The sequence below is a fragment of the Moritella sp. PE36 genome, from assembly GCF_000170855.1.
In the GTDB taxonomy this organism is placed as follows: Bacteria; Pseudomonadota; Gammaproteobacteria; order Enterobacterales; family Moritellaceae; genus Moritella.
The window spans coordinates 23,109-38,928 of the sequence record NZ_ABCQ01000044.1 but is presented as its reverse complement, the minus strand read 5'-3'; the positions used below and the strand labels follow the sequence as shown (position 1 = coordinate 38,928).

Sequence of the window (15,820 nt, the reverse complement as noted above, 5' to 3'; positions counted from 1 at the left end):
TCTATGATATAAAAATACCATGCAAAAGCCTACATATAACAAAAGTAACGCTAATGCATCCAATGTATTTTGTTCGACATTTGAAACTGCACTACCAATAATTACTGCAGCTGCAAATGCAGGAAAGGCTTCAAAACTATTAGCGTGAGCCCAATTTGCTCTTTGGCCCCACCCTTCTAATTCATCAAGGAAAATCCTTGGCTTATTATTATTAAAACCTGGCTTAGAAGCTTTAGCTGTAATCACCCAAATATATGGGATTATTGCAGCCGCTAATACACACCAATATGCAATTGTCATTTACCCTAACCTCTCAATGAAACTTATGATACCAACGCCCAAATAAAGGGCTAAGTAATGCTTGCTAAAATGTGGAGCGAAGCGGAACCGAGCAAGCGTTACGTGTCCCTGTTAATTTGTTATATTTTTGATAGCTCTGTACTTGGCTTTAAAGCTAAATAAAGTAAAGGGCCAATTGAAACAAACACCAAAGTTAACAACGCAAATGGTAGAAAATACATATTTGATTTACCTAACTTTTTACAATCTTGGTACATCCAAACCATAGCTAAGAATGCCATAATGTATAGATCAAAGACAACCTGAGCTGTATCAGGGCTGGAAATTAACTGGTAACCAAAACTTAACAAGGACTGGTGAGCAATTGACATCGTAAATGCGGTATAACCAGTGAACAGAAGTAATAGGATTATTGATGTAATTCGTAGCTTCAAACCAAATTCCTTATGGCAGACTTTGTGAAAATACCAACACTTAAAGCATAGGCGCGGATTTTCGCGTCTAATACCTTTACTTGTTAGCCGCAGATTGACTGCGACATTATTTTTGATTGGGTGTGAAAACCAAGATTTTTATAGAAGCCCAGTGCTTTGTCATTGAACTCCATAACCTCAAGTCTTATTTCTTTAGCTCCAGAGGATAATGCCCATTTTTTGCACTCGAGCATCAGGTTGTTCCCTAGCCCTGAATCTCTATGATATTGGTCAATTACAATTGTACCAACTCGGCAAATTGGCTCTTTACTGAGGAATGGTATTACTTCATTTTGTGAAATTGTTGCTGTAAGAAAGCCAGTAACCTTTTTGTCGATGGTTGAGACAAGAAATAGCCTTTCCTGGTCATTCAAAGCCTTCAATAGAAATCCTCTCTCCTCTTCTGACGGCTTGCAAAATACAGACGGAGCATTTTCAAAATGAAACTCACCAATTTGCTTATTTAAATCAACCAATCCATCTAGATCATCAATTGTTGCCTTTCTGATATTCATTGATACGCCCTTAAAGTTTAATGCTAAAGCGGACTCATATTTTACTTGAGGCGGTTAACGCCAACAACACGAGGTATGAGTATCGCGGTGCTTGTTTTTGTTAAGTGATAACATCTAGTAGTTCCATCATATCGCTGATTACGGCTGTACAATTTAAGTCCATGTGCTTATTGTTTGGATCGTATAACACAGCATGCATACCTGCTGCCTTCGCTGCTTCTATACCTACCGGACTATCCTCAACAACAACGCACTCATCTGGTTTGAATCCCATCATTTTTGCGGCGTATAGAAATATATCTGGATCTGGCTTCCACGAACCAATTTCATAAGAACTGAATAGATTGCCATTAAAGTAGTTAAGCAGACCAGTGGTAGATAACGCCTTTTCAATTTTATTAATCGGACCACTTGATGCCACACACTTCTTAAAATCTAGTTGTTGAATGGCCTTTTCCACTCCGATGCAGGGCTTTAACTCTTTTTCAAAAAGCGCATCAACGAGCGACCTGTACGATAGTGAAAATGAATCATCAAATTTTACATTATGCTTAGTTTCAAGTGATTCTAAAATTGTAGCAAGCTTCCAGCCCTGAAAACGAACCATCATATCCTCAGCTGATTCAACTATACCGATCTCTTTTAACTTTAATTCAAGACCAAGATTGCATAGATATTCACTGTCAACCAATGTTCCATCACAATCAAATATTACACACCGAATCATATTACTCACTTAACACCCTAATAATAGACAAAAATTGTTGGCGAAAATATTGAGGAACGAAAACAGCCAACTATTTTTTGTCCTTATTAATTAGCTTGTTATGTGATGCAACTCAGGCACACCATCATGTTGTTTACCTTTATCCGATATTTCGTCCCAACTTGCTTTTGATGATACACATAAATGATTGCTTACCTCTAATTCTAAGGCACCATCTAAAAGACCTGCGGGAACCCAAAACTCTATATTGCGATACATATTTGGTACTGTAGAGCCGCAAGACGTACAAAAATCAACTCGATAACCTGTTGGCTTCTGGTAAGTTTTAATATTACTAGTACCTGATAGCCATTTAAAGTTTTCTTTAGGAATAATAAACGCAGTATTTGATGTAGATGACGTAACCTTGCGACACATCGAACAATGACATTGATAAAGTTTTGGGGTTACCCCATTAACTTCGAATTTAACATTTTCGCAGAAGCAACTACCAATCATTGATGAATCCTATTAATCACATAGCGGCGCCAAAAGCGGAATGTTTTGCGCGAGTGAGCACAAAAACGCGTAGCTTTCGGCGTCCGCTGCATAGCCTTGTTATGTCTTTTCGTCTTTTTGAAGACTAAGTCGGCTTTTCTTCGCGGACAAGCATGCCTATGAATTTTGCAAATCGTCTCTGTCTGGTTTCGGGTTTCTTCGCACTTGTCAATCCGTATGCGATGACATAACGACTCGATTTAGTGAGCGTTTCAAAAAACTGTTTCACCTTCGGATTGCTCTCTAGTGCAGCTAGGAAATCCGCGGGCACTTCCATTTCACTTACCACATAGGCGTTTTCCCAACGACCGTCCGCTTTTGCAGCACGAATATGCAAGATCCCTGATTCCATCATCCGGTTCTCACTTATCAAACGTTCCGCATGCTCTGTGTTCCTTTTAGACCAGTTGCTTCGCATTTTTCTGGGAGTAATGCGCTGAAGATAGGCTTGGTCATCGATTGACTTCTTAATACCGTCGATCCAACCCCAACATAGAGCCTCGATCACGACATCATTCCAAGTCACGCTCTGAACCCCAGTATTTTTCTTGTATATCTTCACCCATAGTTCACTTTCAGAGGCGTAATTCACCTTGAGCCACTGGCCGAGATCTTTCGGTGTTACAAATGTCATGATTCTCAATGGATCAGGTTCAGGCATCAAATTAGCTCCTCTTCGGCATAACTCCGCGTTCACCGGCGAGTAAGTAGATGCTGTTTTCACGGCCTTTTTTTTAGCAAAAAACTGTGAAAACTGTATCTAATCAGAGTGTAACCTTTTGTTATATTTTAACTAATAGCTACACTAACATAGCTTTCAACACGGATTCATATTCAGTAGGAATGACACGCATTCCTAAAGCTTTAGTTTTATACCAACTAATAAAATCAGAATCAGTTATTGCTAATGGCGGGTCTAATAATTTTAGTTCGCCATCCTTTTCATATTCCACTGTATTTTTATAATCAAATTTTCCGAGCCATTTACCACCTGCTTTTCGAAAGCATTCAGTACACTTGTAGCTATAAGCGAGTTTTAAAATATTTTTTCTACCCTCTTTTTCTTTTACAATTACATAAACATACGAACCTTCTGCCGCCAATTCTGCTTCATTCTTTTTGGTGGTGTACGAAAATGGTACTTTCCGAATTTCTTTATAGATACTTGTTACAGGACCCTGATCTTCTGGAAGATGCCCTACAATATAAGAACTCATAAATCCTCTCTAAAAATATAACGCCGCATTAAGCGGACTAAAATGTTGGTTGTAATGTGTAGCAAGCCGAAATGTAACCTACTGTTTTAGTTACATTTAAACGCCTTTGGAACGAAGCCGCTGCGCGGCGGAGTCTTTCCATCATCGTTCATACTAACCAATAGCATCACCTTTATGGTGGTGCCTTATTGGAGCTATCAGTATGAATCATTCACAACAGCAACGATTTAATTTTCTTTATGGACAACACTTTATCAATTTAAGGCTGTAAGGTAAACGGCCAGCGACCATTGATGCCTATTCTCGTGTGATTCGACGCATTTCGACTTACATTGATCGTAGTCCTGACTATTTAACGACAGCCAACCTAAAGAGTTACTTTAACCGTCTTATTCAAACTCACTCTTGGAGTATCGTTAAAATAGCTCGTAATGGCTTACCGTTTTTCTATCGCTATACCCTCGATAAACAATGGGAATAGCTAAGTATCTGTTTAACACTTTTACGTTGGCTAAAGTATGGCGAGCTAGAATGTTAGATGCCATCAATCATCATGATGATTGATCACTGCCCTAATCAATCCCAAATAAGTGGGTAGTTGATTACCGAAAAGTTGGCTATGGACTACCTGCGCTTCAATATCTTTCACGTTACTTATATCGTAGTCTGTTGCCAGACAAGGACATAATGAATACGTCCGATAATAGAGTGACGTTCAAATATAAAGACAGTCAAACCCAAGTAACGAAAACTAGAACCTTGCCGATATTACAGCAAGCGATTAAGACCAAATGCAAACGCATTTGTCCTCGCTGTCAGCATGAAATGACATGTATTGGGACCACGTGAACGACCGAGTCGAGAGGCGAATACCCAAGTTTATCCTGTAAATCGTAGGATAATGGCGCTACCAAATAATGAGGGACTTCGGGCTTGTTCAACACCCGAATAAGGTGTCGGCTGCGCGACACCTAGCCTTCACTATTAAGTTGTTTCTGGCACTACTTTTTTAAGTCCAAAGAATCACGACGAACAACTAAGATGGGACAATCCACCCACCGCAAAGAACTCTGGCGGTTTCAACCTATAGTATTTATCCTCCATGTCCTTCGACTGCTCAGCATATGGCTGTGTCATCACGTCCTGCAGCTCTCGAATTAGGGCGTAATTTCCCGCAGTTGCTTGCTGATAAGCAGGCATAACAAACCACTCTCGCAAAATGTATTTTGGGTTGACGAGCTTCATCTGCCTAGAGATTGCCTCATTGGAACGGGGCGAAGTAGCATTCGCGTCACTGGCGCTGTTGAGGAGCATTTTCCATTTTCCGAGCCACGCTGCCCAGCGCTTGTCCATCTCTTTGGACTCTCTCTTTTTAAGGTCAGAGTCATGCGCCATATTATTGTAGAAACTTTTCTTGAGTGGACTAATGTCGTCGGGTATCGACGAGAGCTCGCGAAAGAAGATAGTGTAATCGACAGGCGTTTGCATCATGAGTGTTTCTAGCTCGCTGAGCAATTCCTTATAAAGAGTCTTGCAAAGTGCCTGGTGAGACGTGGTGTTAAAAGTGCCGATATCCAGATCCAGTCCCAGTTTGGCAGCCCACATCGAGTCCATTTGCGTGTGCATTACTTTCGAAAATCCACTTTGAACCTCGTCGAGCGCTAGCAAACAGTCCTGATGCGACGCCAGCAACGGCCGTAACGCTGAACAAAACATGTCGAAGTTTCTTTGCGCTGCGCTTGGTTGGTTCATGAACGAAAAGTGACGACCGCCACCCGTCCAAGGCTGATAATACGGGTTAAACACATCGCAAAAGCCGAAGGGACCATAATCAAGTGTAAAGCCACCAACTGCGCAGTTGTCGCTGTTGAAGTTACCCTGACAGAAGCCGACGCGGATCCAGTTCGCCACCAGTGACGTGAGGCGGCGTTGAAACTCGCGCGCCAGCAACACCACTTTTTCTGGGGTGGTGAGTTGCCTATCGACAACGTCAGCGGCGACAGCGTATTCTCGATCAATCAAGTGCAGCACAATTTTCTCGAGTTCTTCCATCGCTTTCGGGTGTTCGTTTTTACGGGTGCGGCGAGCGAAAAGTTCGAGTTGACCGACGCGGATGAACGACGGTGCGACACGTGTCGAGATGGCGACGGCTTCAGATATAAGCATGTCGGGATTTTCCGAGCGCGAGCCCTGTGAGTACCACGGTCGCTTCACCGTCTCCGTTTTTGAAACGTACAAACTCAAAGACCGTGATGTGGGCACGCCCAGTGCGTGCATGTGCTCCTGAGCCAAGAACTCGCGGATACTAGACCGCAAGACAGCGCGACCGTCCGCGCCGCGGCAATATGGCGTGCGGCCGCCACCTTTTAGCTGCATTTCCCAGCGTCGACCGTTGATGACAGCCTCAAGCACAGAAATTGCACGACCGTCTCCATATCCGTTGCCGGTTTGGAACGGGCACTGCTGGATGTATTCAGTGCCGTAGATGGAAAGTGCGTACCCACTCGCCCAACCGACCTTGCGCATCGGCTCTGGAACCTGAGAAATGTCGCCGGAGAACATGCGGACGAAGTCAGTGGACTCTACCATACTGTCGGCGAAGCCAAGCTCGGAAAAAAAGTTTTTGCTGTGCGCTACATACTCAGGGTCTTTGATTGGAGTAGGATTGACGGGGACATAATGCCCCGAGAAGACTTGTCGCGGCACGTGGTCGGCACCGTTTTCTGTCGCATCAGGATCACAGTTGAGCGTGTCCATAAGGGAATAGTTTGCCAACTTCGCAAGATCGTTGAGCGTCGATATAGTCGAGGATATTTTCTGAGGCAGTCGGTTTGTCATAATTGTTTATACCAGGCTCGTAAAGATAAATTTTAATACTTTGTATCTGACCCGTTATTTGTGCAGATATCTGTACTTGTTACATATTCGGAAACAGAGCAACCCCATAGACAGCTCTTACATATTCATATTCATATTCATATTCATATTCATATTCATAAAGATAATGTGAATCGAAGCGAAACGTAACCAACTTTTTTAGTTACTTTTAAACTCCTTATTGAACGAAACCGCTGCGCGACGGAGTCTTTCCATCACCGTTCATACTAACCAATAGCATCACCATTATGGTGGTGCCTTATTGGATCTATCAGTATGGATTATTCACAACAGCAACGATTTAATTTTCTTTATGAACAACATTTTATCAATTTAAGGCTGCAAGGTAAACGGCCAGCGACCATTGATGGCTATTCTCGTGCGATTCGACTTACTTTGATCGTAGTGTGTTGCCAGACAAGGACATAATTAATACGTCCTATAATAGAGTGACGTTCAAATATAAAGACAGTCAAACTCAAACTTATCCTGTAAATCGTAGGATAATGGCGCTACCAAATAATGAGGGAATAAGTGGTTTATGATCAACATTAAGCTAAGTAATTGATACAAATCGATGCCGATTTGTATCCCAGTCCCGCTCGTATTGAGTTTAATATCAAGATAAGCACCCGCCAAAACTGAATCCATAATTTACTATATAAAGAGGGCTTCGGGCTTGTTCAACACCCGAATAGGTGTCGGCTGCGCGACACCTATTCTTATTTATGTGAATATATTAATCACCTATTTTCCGGTTTTATGTGTTTAGCTTTTGCAGAGAACTCTCTAAGTTCTTCAATGCTATAGTTGGTATGCACTCTTTCAACTGAAGGAGGTTGATGGTTGATACTTAAACCTGAACGTCTTGCAACTTTTGGTCGAATAGGTCGAGGTACAAAACCTCCACCACAATTTGGACATACATTTTCTAATATATCGTTTACACATGTCACGCAAAAAGTGCATTCGTATGTGCAAATCATTGCTTCAGTAGAATCTGGAGCTAAGTCTTTATCACAGCACTCACAATTAGGTCTAATTTCTAGCATATATTCAAACTCCATTTTGATTCACATAACGCCCTGTTAACAGGCTAAATATAGTTGGCTAAAATTAGCGACTAAGGAGCAAAAGCCAGCTGTATTTTATCCTTGTTTAACAGTTTGTTAAGTGTTGTATGCATAAAAATGCCAATCACTCTTACTAGCATCCATTGAGTCGTAAAGCTTTTGTGCAACCTCATTATCTGGAGCTGTTACCCATTGAAGCCTTGACGCATTATTTTCAGATGCGTATTTATGACAATGCTCTACTAGTTTTCTACCGACTCCCTTACCTCGTAAGCCCGACACAGTATATAAATCATTTAATACAGCAACCTTGGAAATAATACTTGAAGCGTAAGAAAAATATACTGTAGAAAAACCAACCACGATGCCATTATCACGATAAATAAACTGACAACCCGCAGGGTTAGACTCGCCAAATTGAGAGAAAAACACTTCATTTTTAAAATCTGAAATATCAGCGACATTGTAAAACTCTTGATAAGCACGAATCAAAGGTAATACTTCCATAATATTATTTTTAGATACAATTTCGATCACACTGAACCTCGTAGATAGATGAAGACACTTAACGCCCATTTAAGAGGCTGATAATAGTTTGCTAAAATGTGTAGCGAAGCAAAACCTAGCAAACTGTTAGCAGCCCCGCTTGAACAGCTTGTTATATTTCAACTCTATCATCATGACTTGAGGGCGTCGAGATGACTGTAAATACTAGATATCTTTGGCAGTGGTTGTTTAATCTGTATTTTAAGAATGCGGGGATATGAATCACTTGATTAGCTGAAAGAGTAAATATTTTCATTTCGAACACCGTACTTTCAACGCCAAAAATATAAAAATAATAACTCTTCTTTAATAGGAAAATGACGTTATTCGGAACAAGAAAAAGGAACTAGTTCTTGAGTTACACTGATATTAGTCGGTTTACAAGGAGCCTAATATCACACTATTCGTCCCAAGGATAAAGTATAGCTGATTGACTACATATAACGGAAAGAAGTGCACCTTGAAATATAACTCCCTCGTTAATGGGTAAAATATTGTTGGCTAAAATGTTGAGAAACGAAACACAGCCAACTATATTTTATCCTTGTTAAACAGCTTGTTATATTTAAGTTGCTGTAGTTATGGTCAATATGGGGAATTTATTTTCACCAAATGAAACAGTAATTGATTGTGTTTCTTTACCCTCAAAATTTACTTTAAACTCTAGGGGGCTTTTACGATCTCCATTTGCAAATAAGGCCATTAAATGCCCATTTTCAAGAGATCGTCCTCCCGTTGAAGAATTCCTTACAGTTACAACAGCCCAACGCTCACCTAATTCATTACTCATCACCACATAATTAACTAGTTCAAAATCACTAGATTTAGGCTTAATACGTCTGTCATTAGGAAACGAAAGTTCTAGATTATTTGGAACCACACGATCTACAGTTAAAACTTCTGTTTCATTTGCGTTGCTTGAAAAAGATAATAGAAAAAATGCTGAAATAATAATTTTATGCACGAAACGGCTCCCTGAAATATAACGCTTTGCTAAGCGGCTAAAAAACGTTGGCTATAATTTGCGAGGAACGAGCACAGCCAACTGTTTGTGTCCGTTTAAGCAACTTGTTAAGTGCCGTTTACACTAAAACCCAATATCCATTCTTTTCCAGTCCCGCTCCCAATTTTCGTATGATGCAATACACATTACAATTTCTTTAAGCTCATGTTCATACAAGTCAGGGTTAGGTTTGAGTAACTCTCGTTCAGCTTTTACAGCTAACAAATTAATTAACAGAGCCCTTTTCTCAAATTCTCTCCATGTTGCAATTGCACACCAGCGGTGTTCATTTAGAGGCGTTTGTTCTGATAAATTTTTAGTCGACTGATTGATTAAGTAGATATATTGCTGAAAAATAAAAGCGGCACTTTGAATAAGCCTAGATGCATGAATTATGTCGTTCAAAATTGCTGAAGAGTTAGAAATAACTATGGCGTCTTTTAGACGACTTCTTAAACAAGTCTCGATGTTTATATTAAGGTGATTCTCTAAAGGTTTTACACTATTTATAGAAAGTAAGTTTACACTCTCAAAACTATCTTTTATTCGATTTATATGTTGTTCAAAAGCAATATCTTCTGCTTGTTGTTTTATTGTTTGTCTTTGTTCTAATAATTGCTGCTTTACACCACTATATGCGAGAAAGGCTAGAAGTGGACCAGTAGTACCACCAAAAAATGAACCAAAGCTAGCCCAGTCGGCTTGGTCTTTAGATAAAAAAGGAAAGTACGATACGTTAAAATGCACAAAATAAATTATTAGCAACAAACAAATTGAAGCTAGAGCAAATTTAAAAAATAAACTTAGATTTGGCACATGATTCCTTTAGGCATTTAACGCCCAAATAACAGGCTAAAATGGAGCTAAGCGAACAGCCCGCTGCTTTTAGTCCTTGTTGATTTTCTTGTTATGTTTTAATTTCAAGAAGTCACCATCAATTATTAATAGGTGGACGCCCTCTTTGGTAATTGAACGATGAGAACTGAGATCATCTGAAACAATATATGACATGCCCTCACTCAGAGTTGATTGAGTACCATCTTTGAGTTCATTTATAACCTCACCTTTAAGGCAGTAAACAATATGGCCTTTTTCGCACCAATGATCAGCTTTATAATTTTCAGAATATTCAACATATCGTATTCTTAAGCCGTCGAACTGCATTGTTTGCCAATACGCAGTACCTGTTGTGCCTGCATGCTCTGTCTTCGGAACACTTTGCCAATCAATAGTCTGAAAAGGAATATTGTTATCCATATATACTCACACTCTCCTTAAAACATAACGCCAACCTAAGCCGCAGTTAATGCTGGCGCAGGTTTTTGCGCTTTTTGTTGTTTGCGAAAAAATGCGACAGTGTTAGCTGTCGGACTTTAGGTTTTTGTTATATATCGCTTTTAACCAAACCTATAGCTGACCAACACAAAAATAACATAGCAATTTTTACAGCTTCACCAGTGCCTTTAGCACACGCACCCTTAAATGCTTTAGCTTGGTCATTAGTCCAATTATATTTGAGGCTATTTAATTCAGCGATTGATACAGAATAGTTATCTTTGTGTGAATATTTATTTCTAATATTATTTGCGGCTTTAATAGCAGAAAACAAGTTGTGCTCTAGTAAACCCATTGAATTAGCTAAATCTAATTTCAATTCAAAAGTTCTACGTTTATTAAAGAAAGCGCTTGGCTTAGATAATTTTTGAGAAATAGCGGCTTCTAAGGTTTTCTAGATAAATAGGTGACCTTTCAATATTGGAGTGAGTTCATCTCCGTCCTCAAATACTAAACGTTGAATCGCCAAATTATCTAAGTCATTGTATGTCAGTTCGTTAAAGTCCAAATTTAGCACCAATATTTATAAGAGATATAACGTCCTGTTAACAGGCAAAATAGTTGGTTAAAATTAGCTAGGAAGGAGCAAAACCAACTGTTTTTTGTCCTTGTTTAACAGCTTGTTAGCTTAATATTTAATAATCTAGATCACCACGGTATCTTTCAATTATTTTATGACCACAGTTTGTACATATTAAATGCAAATCTCTTAGCTCCATAAACCCAGCAGTGCCTCCAGCACCCCAACCAGCAACAAGTGCAGATATAAACTCTTTGACCTTTGCCTTTCTTCCCATATTGGAATTATTCTGAGGCTTTACTATAACTCCAATATGATCGACCTCTTCATTACATTCTTTGCAAAAACGTTTTTCAGGTTCCATGTTATTCTGCTCCAGAATCAATTTTACGAATTTAAGCTAACGCCTCACTAAGAGGCAAATAATAGTTGGTTAAAATAAGCGACGAAGGAGCAAAAACCAACTGTTATTTGTCCTTTTGAGTGACTTGTTAAGTTACTTTTCAAAGCGAATATGTTCATGACCACCAATCGATTTCTTTCCATTTTCACAAAATTCACTCCAAACTTTCTGACACTCTAGATTTGGCCAAAGCCAGTTCACATAATGTATGTGGCTACCAAAATCCCAGTGATTCTCTCTAATATACCTATCACTTCGATCAAAGAAAAATAGATGCCAAATCCTATAGTCGCTACGATAAAACAGGTGTGCAGTAGTCCTTTTTACTTGAAGAGGTGCTTGAAATAACTTCTTCACCGCCTTCTGAGCATCTCGGTCTAATTTCCCAATACCATTATTTGTGATTGCTTGGATGTTCTTCTCGGTAAGGTGAACATTTTCTGGAGTCTCTTCAATAAACTTGCAAGCGTGTAAGTAAGGAAACTCGACTATTTTTGCCTCCGATAGTTTTACTAGATACAGCAGATCTTCGCTCGTAACCTTAAGTTCTGAGCAAACCTTTTTCACTTCCTTTTTAGTATCGGCCTCAAATAGGCTAAAAATATCAGAACTCATGTGCACCTAGTAACTTAACATTTGTATAGTAGGACCTCTCGTTTTTCCAAATCCATTCACCACTACAAAGTACAATCAATCGACTGAAAACTAAGACTATACTTCAAATAGCGTGAATACTTGTTTCTGGGAAAACGAGCCGTCCTCTAAATTATTTTTTGAGTCTTGTTAATTAAAATAAAAAACTCGCTATGTGACTGAGTATATTAACTTATTTTTTTAATAACAAGCTAAACAAGACTGTTTTCCGACAAACCGTGATTGCAATTACAAGAATATGAATAACACTGTATATAACATCAGTTAAATGGAGTTATGTATATGTCAGCAAGCCCGTTCATTGAATCGATCAGATCTGAGATGCGTTTAAGGGGGGTGGTAAATAGATCACGGGGATTTAGGCTTCAAACTGGCCACAAAACAACGGAGTGTTCCCGTTGTACTAAGTGCAAATGAAGTATCAAAAATATTACACAATATGACTGGCACGTCTAAGTTAGTTATTGGAATGCTCTATGGAAGTGGACTCAGAGTAAATGAATGTTTAAGTTTAATATATCGCATTTATACACATGTAATTGGTCAGCATTTTGCTGGAACAGTCAGCCCATTAGACCGGTTATAAAAAAGGCCTGTTACTCTAGGAGTAACAGGCCTTATAGAAGTTAATCTAGGTTAAGTACATCACTGCACTACCCTTAAATTACTCTTCAGTAGCTTCTTCTGCGCTGTCTGTTGCATCTGTAACATCAGTTGCTTCAGTTGCATCAGTCGCATCCGTTGGAGTAGCTGGAGCTTCGGTTGCTGCTTCTGCATTTTCTGCATCAACAACAACTGCGTTCTCATCTTCTTCAACTTCATCGATACGTTGTAAACCAACAACGAGCTCATCTTCACCAGTACGGATCAAACGAACACCTTGGGTATTACGACCAACCATAGATACTTCAGAAGCACGTGTTCTTACTAACGTGCCGCCATTCGTAATAAGCATTAGCTCATCACCGTCAAGTACCTGTGTTGCGCCAACAACTTTACCGTTACGTTCACTTACTTTAATTGAAACAACACCCTTAGTACCGCGACTCTTCGCAGGGTATTCTTCAAGTGCAGTTCGTTTACCGAAACCGTTTTCTGTTGCTGTTAAGATTGCACCATCGTTCTTCGGAACGATTAACGAAACAACTTTTTGGCCTTCTTCAAGTTTGATACCACGAACACCGGTCGCTGTACGACCCATAGGACGTACACCTTTAAACTTAATTTTTGGTTTAGCTTCTTCTAAAACAGGCTTACCGTCTTCATCAAGAACTGGGTTACCTTCCTCGTCAAGAACAGGTTTAGCCTCTTCTAAAACAGGGTTACCCTCTTCGTCAAGAACTGGGTTACCTTCCTCGTCAAGAACAGGTTTAGCTTCTTCTAAAACAGGGTTACCGTCTTCATCAAGTACAGGTATTTCTTCAAACTCGCAGAAACGTACTACTTTACCTTCATCAGAGAACAACATAATGTCGTTAGTACCGTCAGTGATATCAACACCAATCAGTTCATCCTCATCATTCAGGTTAACAGCGATGATACCGCCAGCACGAGGCTTGCTGTATGCACTTAATGCTGTTTTCTTCACTGTACCGTTAGCCGTAGCCATGAAGACAAATTTGTCATCTTCAAATTGAGCCACAGGTAAGATCGCAGTAATACGCTCACCATCTTGCAGTGGTAGTAAATTAACAATTGGTTTACCACGGGCTTGACGACTGGCTAATGGTAATTGATATACCTTCATCCAGTACAAGCGACCACGGCTTGAGAAGCACAGAATATGATCATGCGTATTAGCAACCAACAGACGTTCGATGAAATCTTCTTCTTTCATCTTCGTTGCTGACTTACCTTTACCACCACGACGCTGCGCTTCGTAATCAGTAATTGGCTGATACTTAACATAACCTTCATGAGATAGTGTTACGACAACATCTTCACGTTCAATTAAGTCTTCTAAATTAATGTCTGCGCTGCTTGCCGAGATCTCGGTACGACGTTCGTCACCAAATGCATCTTTTGAAGCTTGTAGCTCTTCAGTGATCACTTCGAGTAAACGCGAAGGCGTATTAAGAATATATAATAGCTCAGCAATAACATCGAGTAGTTCTTTATATTCGCTAAGAATTTTCTCGTGCTCTAGACCTGTTAGTTTGTGTAAACGTAAGTCTAGGATTGCTTGTGCTTGAATTTCTGTTAAGAAATACGAGCCTTCACGAATACCATACTCTGCTTCTAACCATTCAGGACGCGCCGCATCATCACCAGCACGCTCTAACATTGTAGCCACATCACCTAACTGCCAACCGCGGCTGATCAAGGCTTGTTTTGCTTCTGCAGATGTAGCAGATTGCTTAATTAGCGCAATAATTTCATCAATATTTGCTAAGGCAATCGCTAACGACTCTAGGATATGAGCACGTTCACGGGCTTTACGCAGTTCAAATACAGTACGACGTGTAACAACTTCACGACGATGACGTAAGAACGCATCTAACATTTCTTTTAGCGTAAATATTTTTGGCTGTTTGTCGATCAATGCAACCATGTTAATACCAAACACAACTTGCATTTGCGTTTGCGCATAAAGGTTGTTTAATACAACTTCACCAACCGCGTCACGCTTAACTTCAACAACCATACGCATACCATCTTTATCAGATTCGTCGCGTAGTGCACTAATGCCTTCAATTTTCTTATCTTTTACAAACTCAGCGATACGTTCAATCAAACGTGCTTTGTTTACTTGATACGGTAGTTCGTGAACAACAATTGTTTCGCGACCACGATCATTAGTTTCAATATAGGCACGCGCTCGGATATGAACTTTACCACGACCTGTACGGTAAGCTTGCTCGATGCCCGCTTTACCATTAATGATACCGTATGTTGGAAAATCTGGGCCTGGAATGTATTCCATTATTTCTTCAAGACTTAGGTCCGGATTTTGAATTAATGCTAAACAAGCATTAATAACCTCATTTAAATTGTGAGGCGGAATATTCGTTGCCATACCCACGGCAATACCTGACGAACCATTAACCAGTAGGTTAGGGATACGTGTAGGCATAACTTCCGGAATAAATTCAGTACCATCATAGTTAGGTACGAAATCTACCGTTTCCTTGTCTAAATCAGCAAGTAATTCATGCGCAATTTTTGACATTCTGATTTCGGTATAACGCATTGCAGCTGCAGAATCGCCGTCAACAGAACCGAAGTTACCTTGACCATCAATCAACATGTAGCGCAAAGAGAAAGGCTGCGCCATACGTACAATAGTGTCATAAACCGCTGTATCACCGTGTGGATGATATTTACCGATTACGTCACCAACAACACGTGCTGATTTTTTGTATGGTTTGTTCCAGTCATTCTTCAATTCGTTCATCGCGAATAAAACGCGGCGGTGAACTGGTTTTAAACCGTCACGAACATCAGGAAGAGCACGACCAACAATAACGCTCATAGCGTAATCTAAATAAGAATTTTTTAATTCTTCTTCAATATTGATAGGTGTGATGCCTGTGGCTAAATTACTCATATAAGCCTTTACCCCTAAGTTTTAAATTGCTTTCTATTTATATTTTTTAGAGAAGTATTCTAGCATAATATTTACCAGCAAATACAATATATA

19 protein-coding genes are annotated in these 15,820 nt (G+C 39.8%); 2 read left to right on the top strand and 17 right to left on the bottom strand.

The window, feature by feature from the left end:
- From PE36_RS18355 to PE36_RS18325, 7 genes are all read right to left on the bottom strand, one after another.
- The coding region (locus PE36_RS18355) for an MAPEG family protein (protein WP_006033566.1) at window positions 1–300 on the bottom strand (300 nt) is incomplete at its 3' end.
- 119 nt (window positions 301–419) lie between these two features.
- Complete coding sequence (locus PE36_RS18350) at window positions 420–734, bottom strand: DUF2834 domain-containing protein (protein ID WP_043994771.1); 315 nt, start codon at window positions 732–734, stop codon at window positions 420–422.
- Window positions 735–817: 83 nt separating this feature from the next.
- Window positions 818–1,288 (bottom strand): GNAT family N-acetyltransferase, encoded by a 471-nt coding sequence (locus PE36_RS18345; RefSeq protein ID WP_006033564.1) that lies wholly within the window; start codon window positions 1,286–1,288, stop codon window positions 818–820.
- A 100-nt stretch (window positions 1,289–1,388) separates the two neighbouring features.
- Window positions 1,389–2,015 (bottom strand): HAD family phosphatase, encoded by a 627-nt coding sequence (locus PE36_RS18340; RefSeq protein ID WP_006033563.1) that lies wholly within the window; start codon window positions 2,013–2,015, stop codon window positions 1,389–1,391.
- A 90-nt stretch (window positions 2,016–2,105) separates the two neighbouring features.
- Window positions 2,106–2,513, bottom strand: a complete 408-nt coding sequence (locus PE36_RS18335) for a GFA family protein (RefSeq protein WP_006033562.1) — start codon at window positions 2,511–2,513, stop codon at window positions 2,106–2,108.
- A gap of 124 nt (window positions 2,514–2,637) precedes the next feature.
- Entirely contained in the window at window positions 2,638–3,213 is a 576-nt protein-coding gene (locus tag PE36_RS18330; protein ID WP_006033561.1) for a YdeI family protein, read from the bottom strand.
- A gap of 139 nt (window positions 3,214–3,352) precedes the next feature.
- On the bottom strand, window positions 3,353–3,769 hold the full coding sequence (locus PE36_RS18325; protein WP_006033560.1) for a hypothetical protein: 417 nt from the start codon (window positions 3,767–3,769) through the stop codon (window positions 3,353–3,355).
- A 307-nt stretch (window positions 3,770–4,076) separates the two neighbouring features.
- Here PE36_RS18325 and PE36_RS24795 point away from each other — a divergent pair, with 307 nt between their 5' ends.
- Both PE36_RS24795 and PE36_RS24150 read left to right on the top strand, forming a co-directional pair.
- Complete coding sequence (locus tag PE36_RS24795) at window positions 4,077–4,250, top strand: phage integrase N-terminal SAM-like domain-containing protein (RefSeq protein ID WP_232286611.1); 174 nt, start codon at window positions 4,077–4,079, stop codon at window positions 4,248–4,250.
- A 98-nt stretch (window positions 4,251–4,348) separates the two neighbouring features.
- Window positions 4,349–4,618 (top strand): transposase, encoded by a 270-nt coding sequence (locus PE36_RS24150; protein WP_232286612.1) that lies wholly within the window; start codon window positions 4,349–4,351, stop codon window positions 4,616–4,618.
- A 174-nt stretch (window positions 4,619–4,792) separates the two neighbouring features.
- On the opposite strand, the gene PE36_RS18320 is transcribed toward PE36_RS24150, so the two are convergent.
- From PE36_RS18320 to gyrA, 10 genes are all read right to left on the bottom strand, one after another.
- The gene (locus PE36_RS18320) at window positions 4,793–6,607 is read right to left on the bottom strand and encodes a YdiU family protein (protein WP_006033559.1); all 1,815 of its coding nucleotides are present in this window, start codon (window positions 6,605–6,607) and stop codon (window positions 4,793–4,795) included.
- A gap of 782 nt (window positions 6,608–7,389) precedes the next feature.
- Window positions 7,390–7,698: a DUF1272 domain-containing protein gene (locus PE36_RS24145; RefSeq protein WP_157517816.1), complete on the bottom strand. Its 309-nt coding sequence runs from the start codon at window positions 7,696–7,698 to the stop codon at window positions 7,390–7,392.
- 117 nt (window positions 7,699–7,815) lie between these two features.
- Entirely contained in the window at window positions 7,816–8,256 is a 441-nt protein-coding gene (locus PE36_RS18310) for an N-acetyltransferase (protein ID WP_006033556.1), read from the bottom strand.
- A 574-nt stretch (window positions 8,257–8,830) separates the two neighbouring features.
- Entirely contained in the window at window positions 8,831–9,229 is a 399-nt protein-coding gene (locus tag PE36_RS18305; RefSeq protein WP_006033555.1) for a hypothetical protein, read from the bottom strand.
- 123 nt (window positions 9,230–9,352) lie between these two features.
- Window positions 9,353–10,084 carry a hypothetical protein gene (locus tag PE36_RS18300; protein WP_006033554.1) on the bottom strand — a complete coding sequence of 244 codons (732 nt, stop codon included), beginning with the start codon at window positions 10,082–10,084 and terminating at the stop codon, window positions 9,353–9,355.
- 69 nt (window positions 10,085–10,153) lie between these two features.
- The gene (locus PE36_RS18295; RefSeq protein ID WP_006033553.1) at window positions 10,154–10,525 is read right to left on the bottom strand and encodes a DHCW motif cupin fold protein; all 372 of its coding nucleotides are present in this window, start codon (window positions 10,523–10,525) and stop codon (window positions 10,154–10,156) included.
- A 127-nt stretch (window positions 10,526–10,652) separates the two neighbouring features.
- Window positions 10,653–10,922 (bottom strand): hypothetical protein, encoded by a 270-nt coding sequence (locus PE36_RS18290; RefSeq protein ID WP_157517815.1) that lies wholly within the window; start codon window positions 10,920–10,922, stop codon window positions 10,653–10,655.
- Window positions 10,923–11,238: 316 nt separating this feature from the next.
- Complete coding sequence (locus PE36_RS18285) at window positions 11,239–11,487, bottom strand: hypothetical protein (RefSeq protein WP_006033551.1); 249 nt, start codon at window positions 11,485–11,487, stop codon at window positions 11,239–11,241.
- 132 nt (window positions 11,488–11,619) lie between these two features.
- The gene (locus tag PE36_RS18280; protein ID WP_006033550.1) at window positions 11,620–12,141 is read right to left on the bottom strand and encodes a hypothetical protein; all 522 of its coding nucleotides are present in this window, start codon (window positions 12,139–12,141) and stop codon (window positions 11,620–11,622) included.
- 703 nt (window positions 12,142–12,844) lie between these two features.
- The gene (gene gyrA / locus PE36_RS18275) at window positions 12,845–15,727 is read right to left on the bottom strand and encodes a DNA topoisomerase (ATP-hydrolyzing) subunit A (RefSeq protein WP_006033549.1); all 2,883 of its coding nucleotides are present in this window, start codon (window positions 15,725–15,727) and stop codon (window positions 12,845–12,847) included.
- Window positions 15,728–15,820: the final 93 nt, after the last annotated feature.